Source organism: Thermococcus kodakarensis KOD1 (assembly GCF_000009965.1).
In the GTDB taxonomy this organism is placed as follows: domain Archaea; phylum Methanobacteriota_B; class Thermococci; order Thermococcales; family Thermococcaceae; genus Thermococcus; species Thermococcus kodakarensis.
In genome coordinates this window covers 1,458,183-1,474,537 of record NC_006624.1, presented here as the reverse complement: position 1 = coordinate 1,474,537, position 16,355 = coordinate 1,458,183, and the positions used below count along the sequence as shown (strand labels likewise).

The following is a 16,355-nucleotide window of genomic DNA, read 5'->3' as shown; positions in this document are numbered from 1 at the left end:
CGTCCTTCAAAAAACTGCCCTTTGAGACAGTCAAAAACCAAGGGGTTTGGCCTCTAAATCATAACCCCAAACCGCTTTGCGGTAGGGGTAATGGGCACAAGACCGTGCCCTCGGGCTGAACCGAAACCGGTAACGGGAGTAGGTAATGTGCCCGTAAACCTTCCCGCCTTTAGCGAGGGGTTAATTCGTTGGAACCCTCGCCATTCACGGCGGGGAGGAGGTCAGTCCTACGATAATGGCTACAACGACGGCAAGCAGCTGGCACAATGGCTGGAACAAGAGGTAAACCCTGAACTCCCCTATCTCGTCGAGATTCCTGTACTCGTCAGGGATGATAAAGAGCAGTGGGAGCTCTTTAATAACTCAAATTACACAATAAAACCCCGGATCAGAGGTTTGGACTATTGGAGGGGATGGCTTGATGGGGTGTATATCCATACAAGCGAACTATGGCCCAATAGAGCTTACTACTATGGTACCAACCTGAGGAATGTTAACCTGGTGAGGGAGAAATGCCCCGATTGGTGACCTGCGCTGCCCTCGCTTTTGTCTTTATTTTTCTGATCGTGAGCCCCGCTCCGGCACTGGGCATTGAAAGTAGCTTAAAAATCGTGAACGCCTACCCTGCAGGCGATAAAATTGCGTTCCTGCTCCTCAACGAAACCTCAAACGGGTTCTACGGCGTGGTTTACGACGGCCGCTCCTTCGAGGCCGAGAAGCTCCCCTTCGGCAGGGAGTACATCGTGAGGCACTGGAATGGAAAATACTGGCTCCTTCAGAAGGGGGACACCGTAACAGTGAAGCTCTATCTCTACCGCCACGGCAAGTTTGAGCTCGTACACACCTTCCGTGGGGGAAGTGCGTGCACCGACAACGACCTTGATATCACCTGGAACGGCAGGGAGTACTACATTACCTTCCTGGGGGCTGGACCAAACGACGACCTCGCGCACGGGGAGTGTTCTTACGAGTTCAGGGACTACCTCCTGAAGGATGGAACCCTCATACCCCTCAACGTCACGGGGCTTGAGAGATGGGTGCCCCAGCTCAACGCCTGGTTGGTCCTCGCTGATTCCTGGATCTATCTGGTTGATGAGAATGGCAATGTTCTCACGAAGCGCAAAATTAGCGAAACAGGCTGGTACTCAACTGAAATAGCCGTCGATGGTAACAGAACCTTCCTGGTAGTCTCGGCTGACGGTGGATGGGTTAGAATGTTCACCATAGAGAATTCGTCGCTGGTGTTGACTTACAATAGGAGGCTAGAAAACAGGACTCCAGAAAACGCGGGAATTTATCTACCCGATTTCTGGATCGGGAGCCCGATACTCTTTAGAGAATCTCAAAACGATTCCTCTGTGACAGTCTGGGTGTTCAACGGCACGGACTTCGCCAAAATTCGCACTTTTGAAGACGAAAACGACTACACTGAACTCCACGCGTTAGTGACCTCCAATAAGGGCTACATCCTATCGACCACCCCGATTTTCGGGAATTCCGAGGGGGCCAGCCTAAGGCTTGAGCTGTTCGAGCTCAGGAACCTCTCGCTCGATCCGGTAAACTCCCTTAGCGTCAACGATTCGTTTGTCAGGATAGCTTACGTGAGGGATTACGGCAGTTTCGGAGCGACCTGGCCCTGGTGGACTCTATCAGGATTGAAAGTCGAACCTGGATTCCCTCTTGTGGTCTCCGGCGGAAGTTCGGTTCTCTTTTTTAATCTAACCCACGTCTTTAACCTCACATCGGGGAAGGGCGTTGAGCTGCCGGGTTCTCTCAAAGGGCGTGAGTATAAAGTGGCGTTTTGCTGTGGAGAGTGGTTAGTGTTCGGCGATGATAGCGTGTACGCCTTTAAGAACGGTCAGTTCAGCGACTTAACTCGGGAGATGCTTTTGGCGCTGTATAAAAAACCAAGGAGTGGCATTCCGCTGGGGGCAGTTATCAAGAGCGGTCTTGCTGCTATTGCCGCGTTGGTGGCGGTCGCCATCCTTAGACGGAGAAACGATGGGAAGCGATGACACTGAGTTGTGGTGTGTCATAATTGGCTGTGTGCTCTCTATGTGGACAGAAAGCCCCCGTCCACCGGAACTATAGCCCCGTTCACGTAGCTTGCTAAATCGCTAGCGAGGAAGAGGATTACCCTTGCAACCTCGTCGGGTTCTCCGAAGCGGCCCATCGGAAGGCGTGCGTTAAAGTGGAAGGATATGCCAATCTTTTCGGTGTCGAACTTCATTATCGCCTCCTTTTTGAGTCTCTTTACACCCTCCGTCTCTATACCCCCTGGGACGACGACGTTGGCCCTTATTTTCTTTCCGTACTCCCTGGCTATGGCCCTCGTGAGGGCGACGACCCCGAGCTTCGCAACGTCGTAGTGGACGAGACCCCTCGCGAAGGGCAGGAATGCCTCGATTGAACTCACGTTGACGATAACGCCGCCTTCATCTTTCCTTGCCCTCACGAAGTGCTGGCACGTCCAGAAGACGGAGTGGAGGTTGATGTTCATCACCCTCTCATAGAAGTCCTCATTAACTTCGGTAAAGTCCTTGAACCAGTAGACGCCCGCGTTGTTGACGAGGATGTTGGGTTCTCTCCCCTCAAGGGCCTTCCAGAGGGCATCGATCTCGACCTTACGCGAGATGTCAACGCGGTGGGTATTCACCTCGACGCCGAACTCTTCGGCCTCCTTCTTGACGCCTTTGAGGCCCAGCTCGTCTATGTCAACCAGCTCAAGTGCAGCCCCTGCCTCGGCGAAGCGGAGTGCTGTTGCCTTCCCTATCCCAGAGGCCGCTCCCGTGATAAGGGCCCTCTTTCCAGTGAGGGATACGAGTTTGGAGATAGGATCTCTCATAGGAATCCCCACGGGTTATTACGAACTCGTCCCTCATAAGGTCTGTGGAGACCAAAAACCCTTATATTGAGGGGCTTAACTATTTTCCAAGGTGAGAACCATGCGCGACTTCTACATTGCCCATGAGGATGATATAAAGGCGGGCAAAACGACCGACGTCTACTTCATCCGCACCCAAAAAATCCTCCGTGAGAAAGGGATAAAGAAGAGGGTCTTCGCAGACGTGGGCACCACAAGCCTTCCTCACGGCTGGAAGTGGGGTGTTTTAGCGGGGATAGAAGAGGTTGCGAAGCTCCTCGAGGGGCTCCCTGTGAACGTCTATGCGATGCCTGAAGGAACGATATTCCACCCCTACGAACCGGTTCTGCAGATAGAGGGCTACTACGACGAGTTTGGCATCTACGAGACGGCTTTGCTCGGCATGCTCAGTCAAGCGAGCGGCATAGCCACCGCCGCCCTCAGGATCAAGATAGCTGCCAAGTTTAAGCCCGTCTACTCCTTCGGGATAAGGCACATGCACCCGGCGATAGCTCCAATGATAGACCGCTCCGCATTCATTGGTGGCTGTGATGGCGTCTCAGGTGTCCTAGGAGCTGAGATGATAGGCGAAAAGCCCGTTGGCACGATGCCCCATGCGCTGATCTTAACAATCGGCGACCAGGTGAAGGCCTGGAAGTACTACGACGAGGTTATGCCCCCCGAAGTCCCGAGGACGGCACTTGTGGATACCCTATGCGACGAGAAGTTTGAGGCCTTAATGGCGGCAGAGGCCCTTGGAGATAGGCTCAACGCAGTAAGACTTGACACACCCAGCTCTAGACGCGGCAACTTCAGAAAGATCGTCGAGGAGGTTCGCTGGGAGCTAGATTTAAGGGGGTACAACCACGTCAAAATATTCCTCAGCGGAGGACTGAACGAGGAAAGCCTGAAGGAGCTGGCGGATGTGGCCGATGCCTTTGGTGTGGGCAGTGCAATAGCGAGCGCTAAGCCGGTTGACTTCTCCCTTGATATCGTGGAAGTCGAAGGAAAGCCGATAACGAAGCGCGGCAAGCTCAGCGGCAGGAAGCAGATCTACCGCTGCGAGAACGGCCACTACCACCGCGTTCCCGTGGAGAAGAAGCTTGAGAAATGTCCCGTCTGCGGTGCAAAGGTCGAGCCGCTCCTCAAGCCGCTCATAGAGAACGGCAAGATAGTGGCGGAGCTTCCAAAGGCGAAGGAGATAAGAGAGTACGTGCTGGAGCAGGCGAAGAAGCTCAACTTGAGCATTGATTGAGCGTCTTCTTTCTTGTTTTCTTTATCTCTTTTTGGAAGGAAAGTAAATGGAGAAAAGGGTAAAAAGTGTTTTAAATCAGCCCAGGGCGGCCTGGACGGCAAGGGCAGCCCTCACAACACCGTAACCGTAGTCGGCGTCCCATCCTGTCGGACCAAGGTCATCAGCGGTTATGTGGAGAATTCCCCTCACGGTGTTCTTGCTTATGTCGTCAAAGGTTCCAACAGGTAGAATCTTTCCGTACTTCTGGTAGTATGCCGCCTGAATGAGTGCAACCACACCGCTCACGTGCGGAGTGGCCATGCTGGTTCCCATGAGGGTCTCGTAGCTGTCGTCCGGGTAGGTGCTGAGTATGTCAACGCCCGGAGCGCTTACCTCTGGCTGGCGGTTGCTAAAGCTCGCGATGTTGTCGTTGCTGTCAATCGCGCCAACCGCAATAACCTCCGGATAGGCAGCCGGGTAGCTTGGGCTTGGGGCACCCTCGTTACCGCTGGCAGCAACGATGACTATGCCAGCGTTGTAGGCCTGGATTATCATATCGTAGAGGTAGCTGTCGTCGGCAGGGCCTCCAAGGGACATGCTTATGACCTCGGCTGCATCGTCGTCCGGGTCGCCGGCGATTATTCCATCTCCGTCCTTGTCGGCAACCCCGTCCGGACCGAGGATGGCCTGCTCAATTCCAATGGCTATGTCGCTGTAGGAGCCGCTTCCCCTCGCATCGAGAACCCTTACCGAGTAGATCTGGACTCCAGGGGCGACGCCAACAACACCTATGTCGTTGTTGAGGGCCGCGATTGTTCCGATAACGTGGGTTCCATGGCCGTTCTGGTCCGCACAGTCCCTGAGCTTCGTTGAGACCTTACCGCGAAGCGTGCTGACGCACCAGGCTATGTTGGCAGCCAGGTCGGGGTGGTCGTAGTCGACGCCAGTGTCAAGAACGGCAACCTGGATGACGCTAACGGAGCCGTCGGTTATGCTCCACACGCTCGGGGCCTTAACGCGCTCGATTCCCCAGGGGATGGTCTGTGCTGGCTGGGTGCTTCCGCCTCCTAGCCATGACGGCTTCCCAAGGAGAACCGCCTGGTGGTCGAACTCGACCTTCTCAACACCGGGCATCTTCTTGAGCTTTCCGACGGCGTTCGCCGGCACGTCAACGACGACCGCTGGAATCAGCTTGAACTGGTAGACTATGTGCCCCCCTATCCCGAGAACTTCGTGCGGGTTGAACTTGGCCTTGTCGACGCTGACTATAACCCTTATTGTATTCTGCTCTCCGGCACTTGCAGGGACTGCAAAGAGCGCCGCCAGCAACACTATAGACAGCACCAGGGCAATTGATTTCTTCATCTATAGACACCTCCGTTCTAAAGTGTGCAACAAAATACATTTAAGAACATCTAATAAGCTTTTTGTTTTTCTTTTGGGACTATTGTCAATATCAATCCAGAAAATTCATTATTCTGACCTGAACTTTGGCAAAAATTGTTCATAATTTCAAATTACTTCCGAATAATTTTGACTGCATGTGTGAGATTAAGTTTTAAGTTTGAGGCAGGAGTATAACAGATATGAACTAAAGGAGGTGCATTCCAATGTACCGTCTGCTCTACCCCATGCGCACCTACCTTGTGATCTCTGGAAAGGACGAGGAAGCCAACGTTATGGCGGCGGACTGGGTTACGGTGCTCTCTCACCGGCCCTTCATGGTGGGCGTTGCTGTGTCCCCAAGAAGGTACACTCACGGGCTTATCAAAAAGTACGGGGAGTTCGTGATCAGCGTGCCGACCCTGAAGATGCTCGATGACGTGTGGATCGCGGGAACTAAAAGCGGCCCCTCAAAGCTGAAGGAAATGAGTATCACACTGGTTCCATCAAAAAAGGTCTCTGTTCCAAGCATAAAGGAAGCCGCTGCCAACCTTGAGTGCAGGGTCGTTGATGCGAGGGACTACGGTGACCACACTTTCTTCGTCGGTGAAGTTGTGGACTACACCTACGATGAGAACGTCTTCAGCCCGAGGAGCGTCAACCTTGAGGCGGGCCTTCTCGCCCACGTTTCCTGGGCAGATTTCGTCACCTTTGAGAAGCGCATTTACAAGCCGGCGGAAAGGCTTTAACTTCTCCCTTCTTTTTTTCACTATGTTCCTAGAATATCAAGGCCTCAGGATAAAGCTTCATCCCCAGGTGTACGAGCCCGCTGAGGACACCTTCCTGCTCGCTGAAAACCTCGCCGTCAAAGTAGGGGACATAGCCCTTGATATGGGCACGGGAACGGGAATAATCGCCCTCCTCCTGGCGAGGAAAGCCCGCTGGGTCCTTGGGGTTGATATTAATCCCCTAGCTGTTGAACTGGCCAGAGAAAACGCGAGGATAAACGGTATAATCAACGTTGAATTCCGACTCAGCGACCTATTTGAGAACGTTTCGGGTGAGTTCGACGTTATAACGTTCAACGCCCCCTATCTGCCCGGCGAACCTGAAGAACCGATAGACCTTGCCCTGGTTGGTGGAGAAACTGGCAGAGAAGTCCTCGACAGGTTCATAGATGAGGTTCCCTGTTACCTAAAGCCGGGTGGAGTGGTTCAGATAGTCCAGAGTTCAATAACGGGGGTGGAAGAGACTCTTAAAAGGCTGGAAAAAGCGGGACTAACCGCTGAGGTTGTTGCTAAGAGGCACATCTTCTTTGAGGACATCGTGCTGATAAACGCTTATGCCAAGGAGTAGCGCTTTATCTCGTGAAGGAGTTTTACCTTCGGCCTTTCGGCGTCGCTGGCATCGTCCTCGAAAAACTCAATTTTAATCTCCCTTGCTTTCAGCTCTCCAGTTGGCTTTATTCTCTCGAACATGGGGGAAGAAGGAAGGGACTGCTTTTAAACCTTTCGCAAATTGACGAAGTATTTTTCGACGATAAAATATTGGGCAAAAATTAATCTCTCAATTGGCCACCTCTGACCCATCACATTTTTAAAAACCTCCCCTGAGTTGAACCTAGAGAGAGGAATTAGGTGAGGCTAATGGCGATAACTTTCGTATCAACCCCCAACATGCCCGAGGAGATAGCCGAGCTGTTCAAAAAACAGCACTACGCGATAGTGGGCCACCACAGCGGCGTCAAGCTCTGCCACTGGCTCAAGGAGAGCCTTACAAAGGGCCGCTTCTGCTACAAGCAGAAGTTCTACGGTATAGCGAGCCACCGCTGCCTCCAGATGACGCCCGTTTTGGCCTGGTGCACCCACAACTGCATCTTTTGCTGGCGCCCGATGGAAGGCTTCCTGGGAACCGAGCTTCCCCAGCCCTGGGATGATCCGGCTTTCATAGTTGAGGAGAGCATAAAGGCTCAGAGGAAGCTCCTCGTGGGTTACAAGGGCAACCCTAACGTCCCAAAGGAGAAGTTCGAGGAGGCCTGGAATCCGAAGCACGCGGCCATAAGCCTCTCTGGCGAGCCGATGCTTTACCCCTATATGGGTGATCTCGTCGAGGAGTTCCACAAGAGGGGCTTCACAACATTCATAGTCACCAACGGAACCCTCCCCGAGAGGCTTGAGGAAATGAAGAGAGAAGATAAGCTCCCGACCCAGCTCTACGTCTCGCTTACCGCCCCAGACCTTGAGACCTACAACCGCGTCAACGTCCCCATGATCCCCGACGGCTGGGAGAGGATAAAGGAGTTCCTCAGGCTTATGAGCGACGCCCAGACGAGGACTGTGATAAGGCTGACCCTCGTCAAGGGGGAGAACATGCACAATCCAGAAGGCTACGCCAAGCTCATAAGGCTCGCCAACCCGATGTTCGTCGAGGCCAAGGCCTACATGTTCGTGGGCTTCTCAAGGAACAGGCTCACGATAAACAACATGCCGAGGCACGAGGAGATAAGGGCCTTCGCCGAGGAGCTGGTAAAGCACCTCCCTGGCTACCACATTGAGGACGAGTACGAGCCGAGCAGGGTCGTCCTCATAATGAGGGACGACGTTGATCCGCAGGGACGAGGTCTGAACGGAAGGTTCATTAAAGATTGAGTGATTGAGTTTTGATTTCTCCTTTTGATTTCCCATTGTTAATCTGGAATTCTATGGGAAACTTTTATTTATTCTCATGACAACGTTTCCCTTAGGTGGTGAAGGTATGTGTGCAAATTCGAGGGTGCTGCTTGTAATCCTTACTGTGATGATTATTACTGCCCCCGTTGCAAGCGCCTCAATGTTGGACGAGTCGGTGCTCTACCTTTCTAGTGCCCAGGGTTACGTCAATAACGTTAGGGACTCGTCTCTGCTCTTGATGGCCATGGCTTCGCTCTATGGAAAAGTTGAGAATCAGTCCACGGTTGAAAGCTCTATTCTGGAGCTTGTTGATTACCTTAAAAACGCTCAAAACTCCGATGGTGGGTGGGGTTATTACCCGAATGAAATCAGTAACCCCCTCGACACGGGATACGCACTGGCGGCCCTGGGGGCTGTGAAAGATCTCCCCCTTAAGACCATTGACGTTTCCGGTGAAATTAAATCTGGTGTCAGATACCTTTTAGACTCCTTCAATGGTCAGGGATGGGGATACGGTTCGAAAACCCCTGCGGAGCCTTACTTAACGGTTGTCGCGCTATGGGGGTTGGGTGCAAACGGATACACCATTGAGGATTCGACTGTATCCAAGGCCGTCTCTTATCTGGAGTCCATTAATGAGACATCCCCCAAGATGGTCGCTCTTAAGCTTATTGCGTACCACTATATCGGCTACGCCAACGTTTCTGCTCTTATTGAAACTGCCTACGCCATGCTTTCAGGAGAGCTAAAACCCACTGAAAGGGCCATGCTCACGTACGCTCTCACGCTGTATACTGAAAACATGACCTCAGAACTTCCACGTTCTCTGGTGATACTGGAGAGCCTCGGCTCCCATAACGAGACCTTCGTCCTCACCGAGCCAATTTGGCCTCTCCCTGAGCTGGATTCCGTCACTCCTACCTCCTTTGCGGTCATGGCCTTTGCTTCTCTCTCAGACGTCATCTCCAGTGAGGAATATCCGACAGTTTCCCAGATGTGTGATGAAATTCTCTCGCTACAAAACCCTGATGGTGGCTGGGGTTACACCCCCGGAGAAGATTCCCGGGCCAAGCCAACCTATTATGCCCTCGAATTTTTGAGCCTTTGCACTCCCAAGCCTCAGGTTGCAATTGACAAGGCAACGGCATGGGCAGAAAATCATCTGAAGTCCGCTATGGAAGAGGTTGAGACAGAGGGTATGCTCACCCAGGACTTTTACTATACTGCCTTAATCCTCGCCAGGTATTCCGATATGCCTCCCGAGGAGAGGCAATCCGTCATTGATTTCATAAACGAATACAGGTACTCAGAGTTCGCTTGGAGGGGGTTCTTCTCAATACCACAGCCCCTCCAGACGGCGATGGGAATAAACTTACTCAAGGCATTCAACATTACTGGGGTTAATGCTCCCGCTAGCTGGCTGCTCTCCCTTACTGACGGCGGCTGGGGACTGCTCATAAACTATCCGTTCACTCCGTTCACCATCATGAGTACCCCTGACGTACCGACTACCCTGCTAGTCCTTGAGGCTCTTTCAGACACGGTGGACGAGGCCAAACTTAAGCCCCACCTCGACTGGCTCCTCGCTCAGAGGCTTGAGGATGGCTTTTGGGGTCACTATAAGAAGAGCGTAAACATCCTCGGCCAGGTTTCAACGGCTTCTCCGTCGATTGAGTACACTGTTAGAGCGCTCGAACTGCTCATAGAGCATGGATATGACCTGAACTACTTTGATATGGCGAGTACGTTGCTCCAGGGGATAAAGAACAGCAACAGGATAGTAGAAAAGGCTTTGGCATTCAAGTTTGCCATGGAGTCGGGCTTCCTGCCGCCTGTCCTTATCTCGTCCGTGGTTAGCAAGCTGGGCAGCGGAACTTGGTACATTCATTACAGCCCGGATTATGCCTCCGCGGCGGAGAAACTCAGCGGAATAATTGAGTCCTTTGGCGGCGTACCGCTCCTCAAAGAGGGCGACATGGGCAGAGAACTCACGGGCAATCACATCTTTGTTGGTCCATTCGGTAGCTTTGACACAAGCGTCTACAACCCCTATGTCAATATCTCTGTTGCGGGCAACTACGTCGAGATAAATGGTCAAAAGTACTCAAAGGAGAATCTAGTAGCCATAATCCCTGGAAGAACCCAGGACGGTTATGTTCTAGTGCTCTTGGCCGAGAAGGAAGTTCTCCCGGCAATTGACCTGATCGTTAACCCAACGATGATCAAGTATCTGCACGGTGCCTACGTGGTGTTCAGCGTTAAGGATCTCAATGGAGACGGCGCAATAACTCCTGATGAAGTCAAAATACTTTTCGAGGGGTGATAACGTCTTGAGGGCCTTGATAATAGGAGTTGGACAGTGCGGGACGAAGATAGCTGATCTGTTTGCGCTGGTTGACTTTGATACAATCGCGCTGAACACATCCAGGGGAGACCTGGAATACCTCAAGCACATTCCCCACGACAGGAGGATACTCATAGGGGAGAGCATAACTGGGGGCAAGGGAGTTAATGCCAACCCTCTGCTTGGAAGAGAGGCCATGAAGCGCGACCTGCCGCTGGTGATGAGGAAGATAGGTTCCATCGTTGGCTACGAAGACGTGGACATCTTTTTCCTTACCTTCGGCTTCGGCGGCGGGACTGGTGCAGGGGGAACTCCGGTTTTGGCAGAGGCCCTCAAGGAGGAATACCCGGACTCTCTCGTCGTTGCCATCGGGGCGCTCCCACTAAAGGAGGAAGGGATAAGGCCAACAATAAACGCGGCTATAACGATAGACAAGCTCTCCAAGGTAGCGGACTCAATCATAGCCATTGACAACAACAAGCTCAAGGAGAGCGGGGACGATATAAGCAGTGCCTACGAGAAGATAAACTACACCATTGTCGAGAGAATAGCCTCCCTGCTTGCTCTCGTGGACGTGCCCGGTGAGCAGACCCTCGACGCGAGCGACCTGAAGTTCGTTCTGAAGGCATTTGGTAGCTTTGCAACCGTAGGTTATGCCAAAGCAGACGCTTCCAAGGTAAAGAACCTCTCCAGGCTCATCATCAAGTCCTTTGAAAGCGAGGGGCTCTACCTGGATGCGAACATTGAATCTGCCCTCTACGGTCTTGTCGCCATCCACGGACCGCCAGAGGTTTTGAAGGCCAGCGATATCTTTGAGGCACTGGATTATCTCACATCGAAAATAAGGGGCAAGCAGATATTCAGGGGGTTCTACCCGGATCCTCGGGAAAGGGACGTCGAGGTCGTCACGCTCTTGAGTGGAATATACGAGAGCAAGAGCATTGAGAACATCGTCAGGACGGCTAAGGAATACGCAAGGTCTTTCATGCAGGCAAAGAGCGAGGCCGAAACAAAGAAGAAGGAACTGCTCACTGGCCTTCCCGACTTTGATGATGTATACCCAAGTTTGGAGGCAACAGGCTCAGACGATCCTGAGGGATTTGCAGAGTATCGGGAGGTATCCCGATGAGCATAGTAAAGGACTCTGTTGAAGCTGCCCTCGACCTCGATGAGAAGTCCGTCTATTCCCACATAGCCCACGAGAGTGCGGAGGATATCATCAGGATAATCTCCTCCATAGATGCCGAGCGGGCCAGGCTTCGTGGGGAAGTCATATACTACACGGATGACTGGGATGATCTAATCAGGCAGAGAATAGCGAAAGGGAAGAGACACACGGCCTTTGACTTCTACAATCCTGCCCTTCTTGACATCTGGGAGGCTAAAGTGAAGAAGGTAAAGACTTTGAAGAAGGCCGAAAAAACTGCCTATGCCCTATATGGTGCTGTCATTGCGGTCTCAACAGGCCTTTTGGTGTTATCCGGGTCTCTCGTCATACTCCCAGTTCTGTCAATTGCTCCGCTGGTTCTTTTCCTTAGATGGTGGATTAGGGATAGAATGGATCTCAGCTACTACGAACTGACTCAGCTCTTCATAGATGAGATGGCCGAACTCGTGAGAAGGCATGGGCTAAGGCCTGAGAACTATCGCTTTAAGCTCTTTGGAAACGATTATTTTGGCGTCAAAACGTTTAACCAGCGCTCTGGTACTTTTGTTGTAGAAGTGGAGGGCAATGATTAAATAGAGGGTGCCGTATTGGGTAGTGAACGGAGGGGAACATCTGTGAGAAGGGGTCAGATATCGCTTGAGTTCATAATAATCTTCGGGCTGTTTACGATACTACTCCTGTACTCCATACGGAACACGTCGTTTAGCGAGGGTACTCCATCGGTCGAAACTCTCAAAATCCAGACGGCCCTTGAGGAGAAAAACCTTGCAAATACGATCTCGAACACGATCAGCCAGGTCTATGCCCAGGGCCCGGGATCCAAGGCTACATCCTACGTCAAGCTGGTTTATCTTAGGAACCCCTCCTATCTTGAGAGAGCGTGGAGCGTTACTGATCCTGGAATATTCATCACCTATGGGCCCTATGGAAGTGACTATGGGGTTTATATTACGATCATAAACAGAACGGGAACAACAAACGCTGCTCTGAGTGGCGACAATAAGAGCGTATTCTGGAGCAGATCCTTATACGCCGTCAACCTCCTCGGGAACTCTACCGTTTGGAACTCCACCTTTGGGAACAGCACTCAAATTAAGCTTGATGGGTCGAGCACCTCCACAACTGTCTATGGTCTTGTAATTCCCCCCGAGACGTTGCCTTCCTACCTGAAGATAGTTGTGGAGTGGACTCCGGGGTGGAATCCGCATCAAGACGAGATGTGGACCTATAACGAGACCGCTGGGGAGATACACATCTACATCAACCCAGGTGAGTCGTGATGGGACGCGGACAGCTGAGCATTGACGTCATCTTTGCCTTCACCCTGATTACCCTCACCGTGCTCAGCCTAGTTTCCCTTGCGTCCCGCCAGGTCGAGAGTGCGGAGCTCACGGACAAGACGTCAAAGCTCAAGGTCTTTGCGATTGATCTCAGGGACACAGTGACTAAAGTTTACTCTTCCGGGCCTGGCTTTTCCGTTAAAAAAACTGTGCCGATGAACCTTAGGGCTGGCGATAAAATAACCGTCGTGCTCAACTCCACATCTGGACGCCTAGATGTCTCGGCGGTAATAGGGGGTGAACACTACAGGGTCTATCAGAACCTCCCCGTTCCCCTCGTGGCGACTACCAATGTTACGCTGAACTCGACGTCCCCAGATCTCTGGGTTTACGCCACCTACAACCAAACGGCGGGTGCCATTGATGTCCGCGTTAAGAAGTAGGGGCCAGACGGCCCTTGAAATGCTGTTCATAATGGCCGTTATCTTCATGGGGGTAGTCGTTATTCTCCCTTCCTATATGCAGAACAACTCCGAAGTTTCTGTCCTGGCGGGAATTAGGTCGGTCGCCTCGGACGTCGCATCGTACGTCAGCGTTGGAGTGATAGCCGAGAACAGGACTGAGTTTGACTGCCTTAATGATAATATCACCGCCTACTATGATTACCTATCTGGAAGGTTTGTGTTCGAGGGTCTGAAAGTCCAGAATGAAACGGAAGACAGTATGACAGTCTTGGTTAAGTTTAAAACCCTCGGCGAGAGTAACTCAACGGTAGATAAAGAACTCGTGGGCGCCGTCGGCGAGGCCATGGTTGAGTCCCTGAAGGAAATCAGGGGCTTCGGCGAGAGGGACGGTAAGCTGTACTACGGCGGTATTGAAGTTGTGCTGAACGTGAGCGTGAACGACGAGTGGGGGGAGTTCCCGTGAGGAGGGGACAGATTTTTTCCCTGGATGCGATGCTGTCACTCGTCATAATAATAATGGTGGTTGGGACTGTTTCAGCGACCTCTGAGAACCTTAAGAACGAGATAACTTCCCTCGTTGGCTGGTACGAGAGGGCGAACATAGCCGAGAACATGCTGGATGTTTTAACGAGAAGTCCTGGGGAACCTGAAGACTGGGAGAAGAACATAGCTTCGGTAATTGTTCCTGGTTTAAGGTCGCTTAGGGGTAACAATTTGGATTACTCAAAAGTAATGGCCCTTGTTGAGGGGGTGAAAGCTGGAAATCCCTCTCTTCAGAGCGCTCTGTGGGATCTCTCCAACGGATATAATTTTAAGTTGATGGTATCCATGCCAAATCAATCTGTCCAACTAGTTTATAACTATACAATATCCCCTGTTTCAGGTGCTGAACTACTGACGGCATGTAGCGTGGGTGAGCTTGGAAACCACTCGGACACACCTGTCCTGATAAACGCTTCCCAGTGTTCACAAGGGGAGTTTGATTTTACTCATAGGGGAGTTTCGTTTGGTAGTTATTACAATCCATATTACGTGTGTGTATATGGAAATACTAAGATTGGGGACAACTTTAAGGTTAATATAAGCCAATATTTGGCTGTTAATGGCAGTCTCGATGTTGGTTCGGCTGGATGGCTATCGACTTCTGCTATCTACGTTACGGGAGATGCCCATATAGGAAGCAGTGGTTATGCTACCAATATAAAAGATGACTCCTATATTGGCGGAGCTCTTGATATTAGATCAAATGGACATGCAACTTTTGGTAAAAACCTTTATGTGTATGGTGATACGACTGTTCGATCAAGCGGATACTTAACGGTTAATGAGAGTCTTTACTCTCTCGGTAGTCTGGATGTTCAGAGCAACGGCAACGTCAACGTTTCTAATGACCTCTATGTCGGTGGCGATGCCACTGTTGGAAACAGTGGGAAGCTGTGGGTTGGGGGAAACCTTTTTGTAAATGGAAACTTTAATGGACAGTCAAGTCTTAGAGTCTACGTGGGAGGAACGGCCTTTGTCAATGGCTCATTGAGTTTGCCATCTGGGAACTTAAAGGTTGAAGACGAGCTCTACGTTAATGGGGACTTTTCCCAGAATCCTAGTACTACTGTTGATGTATACGGGGACGCGTTTATCAATGGGGATATGAAGGTAGCGGGAACTAATATATTCCACAGAGATCTTCACGTTAATGGCGACTTGACAATTGATTCGGGCAGAAGATTGGTTGTTTATGGTAACTTATATGTTGATGGAGATCTTACCATAGATTGGAACAGTAAACTTATCGTTTATGGCAACCTATATGTTTCGGGCAAACTCACTGTAAGGGGGACTTTGATAGTTAAGGGAAATGTTTACGAGTACTACGATACTCAGCCTCCTATCGGGCTTGAGTCTGGGAATCCCTTTTACGTAAATGGATGGCTCTATGCCAAAGGCGACACATGGTACGCAATGAATGGGACTGGGACAAGCCAGAGTAGCTATTCTTTTGATGGATACAGGTACAACTTAATGACAGGAAGATGGAAGCACAGAGACGTATTGATTTATAACAACGAGATTCTCCTTGGGTATTATTACTGGGATGATTTTTGGGAAGGATGGTTTTATCAAATAGAATTTGAAATGATGTCCGTTAACTGGAACTTTGACATCCAGATTAACGGCACAGGCTCGTTATCTCTTCCCCCTGATAAGGACGAGGCATTTGACTTCGATCTCCCCTCCCTGCTTATGCCCCCCGCTCCGGAATTCCAGTATCCCGAATGTAGAGCCTCTGGGGAGGGTAGCTCCGTTAGTATTAACGTTACTAGCGTTAACGTAACTTATGAGTTTTCTCCAGAAAAATCTGCTTGGGTTAATATCTCTATGGTGGGCGGATTTTTTGTGAGCAATGAAAACTTAATTGAACAATCTATGGAAAACTCAACGTGGATCCAGCATTCGGAGAGGACTGTTCGGGTGTCATATAGGACGTACAACCAGAGCTATACCGTTGCGGGCAATAAAAAAGTTTTGCTTTATGAGGGAATGTTTTCATGGATGCCTCTCGGGGCACTCAATGTGACTGTTCCGGATTCCGACGGTAATTTCACCCTTATCTCCTCGTTCAGTACCGGGGAATACGTTGGGTATACTGTGATGGTCGTTGTTAGAAATAACTCTAAATTGTACTATGGACTCTTGACCCTTATCCCGAAGTTCAACTATACTGAAGCCCCTCAAGACTGTGTAGTGCAGAGGACAGGAAATAGCCTTATCGTTCCCATGAAGTGCTTTGTACCATCCTCATCTAAGATGGGTGAGGGTATAACGTTCTCACTGTGGGTGTATCATAACACGTTCCCACAGGTCAAGATTGAGGACGTTGGTAATATTGGTGCCGTTATGCAGCCGATTTATCGTGTGGCCATTTTAAAACTCTGGGTATGGGGTGAGTGAT

At 51.0% G+C, this 16,355-nt stretch carries 16 protein-coding genes; 13 read left to right on the top strand and 3 right to left on the bottom strand.

Annotation, left to right across the window (positions count from 1 at the left end):
- Positions 1–147: 147 nt before the first annotated feature.
- Both TK_RS08375 and TK_RS08370 read left to right on the top strand, forming a co-directional pair.
- Positions 148–528, top strand: coding sequence for a hypothetical protein (locus TK_RS08375; protein ID WP_143598708.1), 381 nt, complete (start codon positions 148–150; stop codon positions 526–528).
- Positions 513–2,015, top strand: a complete 1,503-nt coding sequence (locus TK_RS08370; RefSeq protein WP_011250629.1) for a hypothetical protein — start codon at positions 513–515, stop codon at positions 2,013–2,015. Before TK_RS08375 ends, TK_RS08370 begins: the two co-directional genes overlap by 16 nt.
- 38 nt (positions 2,016–2,053) lie before the next feature.
- On the opposite strand, the gene TK_RS08365 is transcribed toward TK_RS08370, so the two are convergent.
- On the bottom strand, positions 2,054–2,845 hold the full coding sequence (locus tag TK_RS08365; protein ID WP_011250628.1) for an SDR family NAD(P)-dependent oxidoreductase: 792 nt from the start codon (positions 2,843–2,845) through the stop codon (positions 2,054–2,056).
- A 100-nt stretch (positions 2,846–2,945) separates the two neighbouring features.
- Here TK_RS08365 and TK_RS08360 point away from each other — a divergent pair, with 100 nt between their 5' ends.
- Positions 2,946–4,118, top strand: a complete 1,173-nt coding sequence (locus TK_RS08360; protein WP_011250627.1) for a nicotinate phosphoribosyltransferase — start codon at positions 2,946–2,948, stop codon at positions 4,116–4,118.
- 75 nt (positions 4,119–4,193) lie between these two features.
- Here TK_RS08360 and TK_RS08355 read toward each other — a convergent pair whose 3' ends face one another.
- Complete coding sequence (locus tag TK_RS08355; protein ID WP_011250626.1) at positions 4,194–5,462, bottom strand: S8 family peptidase; 1,269 nt, start codon at positions 5,460–5,462, stop codon at positions 4,194–4,196.
- A 245-nt stretch (positions 5,463–5,707) separates the two neighbouring features.
- Here TK_RS08355 and TK_RS08350 point away from each other — a divergent pair, with 245 nt between their 5' ends.
- Both TK_RS08350 and TK_RS08345 read left to right on the top strand, forming a co-directional pair.
- The gene (locus TK_RS08350; protein WP_011250625.1) at positions 5,708–6,229 is read left to right on the top strand and encodes a flavin reductase family protein; all 522 of its coding nucleotides are present in this window, start codon (positions 5,708–5,710) and stop codon (positions 6,227–6,229) included.
- A 22-nt stretch (positions 6,230–6,251) separates the two neighbouring features.
- The gene (locus tag TK_RS08345) at positions 6,252–6,836 is read left to right on the top strand and encodes a HemK2/MTQ2 family protein methyltransferase (RefSeq protein ID WP_011250624.1); all 585 of its coding nucleotides are present in this window, start codon (positions 6,252–6,254) and stop codon (positions 6,834–6,836) included.
- Here the strand turns inward: TK_RS08345 and TK_RS12125 are convergent.
- On the bottom strand, positions 6,821–6,958 hold the full coding sequence (locus TK_RS12125) for a hypothetical protein (protein WP_011250623.1): 138 nt from the start codon (positions 6,956–6,958) through the stop codon (positions 6,821–6,823). The genes TK_RS08345 and TK_RS12125 overlap by 16 nt on opposite strands.
- A gap of 168 nt (positions 6,959–7,126) precedes the next feature.
- Between TK_RS12125 and twy1 the strand changes: the two genes are divergently transcribed.
- The 8 genes from twy1 to TK_RS08305 all read left to right on the top strand — a co-directional run bounded on the left by twy1 (position 7,127) and on the right by TK_RS08305 (position 16,354).
- The gene (gene twy1 / locus TK_RS08340; protein WP_011250622.1) at positions 7,127–8,128 is read left to right on the top strand and encodes a 4-demethylwyosine synthase TYW1; all 1,002 of its coding nucleotides are present in this window, start codon (positions 7,127–7,129) and stop codon (positions 8,126–8,128) included.
- Positions 8,129–8,204: 76 nt separating this feature from the next.
- A complete protein-coding gene (locus TK_RS08335; RefSeq protein WP_083755810.1) occupies positions 8,205–10,472 on the top strand; it encodes a prenyltransferase/squalene oxidase repeat-containing protein in 2,268 nt (755 codons plus the stop codon).
- A 7-nt stretch (positions 10,473–10,479) separates the two neighbouring features.
- Positions 10,480–11,622, top strand: coding sequence for a cell division protein FtsZ (locus TK_RS08330; protein ID WP_011250620.1), 1,143 nt, complete (start codon positions 10,480–10,482; stop codon positions 11,620–11,622).
- Positions 11,619–12,233 (top strand): hypothetical protein, encoded by a 615-nt coding sequence (locus TK_RS08325; protein WP_011250619.1) that lies wholly within the window; start codon positions 11,619–11,621, stop codon positions 12,231–12,233. Before TK_RS08330 ends, TK_RS08325 begins: the two co-directional genes overlap by 4 nt.
- Before the next feature lie 42 nt (positions 12,234–12,275).
- The gene (locus TK_RS08320; RefSeq protein WP_011250618.1) at positions 12,276–12,941 is read left to right on the top strand and encodes a class III signal peptide-containing protein; all 666 of its coding nucleotides are present in this window, start codon (positions 12,276–12,278) and stop codon (positions 12,939–12,941) included.
- Positions 12,941–13,384 carry a hypothetical protein gene (locus tag TK_RS08315; RefSeq protein WP_011250617.1) on the top strand — a complete coding sequence of 148 codons (444 nt, stop codon included), beginning with the start codon at positions 12,941–12,943 and terminating at the stop codon, positions 13,382–13,384. Before TK_RS08320 ends, TK_RS08315 begins: the two co-directional genes overlap by 1 nt.
- Positions 13,365–13,868, top strand: a complete 504-nt coding sequence (locus tag TK_RS08310; RefSeq protein ID WP_011250616.1) for a hypothetical protein — start codon at positions 13,365–13,367, stop codon at positions 13,866–13,868. Before TK_RS08315 ends, TK_RS08310 begins: the two co-directional genes overlap by 20 nt.
- Positions 13,865–16,354, top strand: coding sequence for a hypothetical protein (locus TK_RS08305; protein ID WP_011250615.1), 2,490 nt, complete (start codon positions 13,865–13,867; stop codon positions 16,352–16,354). The genes TK_RS08310 and TK_RS08305 overlap by 4 nt, the downstream gene beginning before the upstream one ends.
- Position 16,355 lies beyond the last annotated feature (1 nt).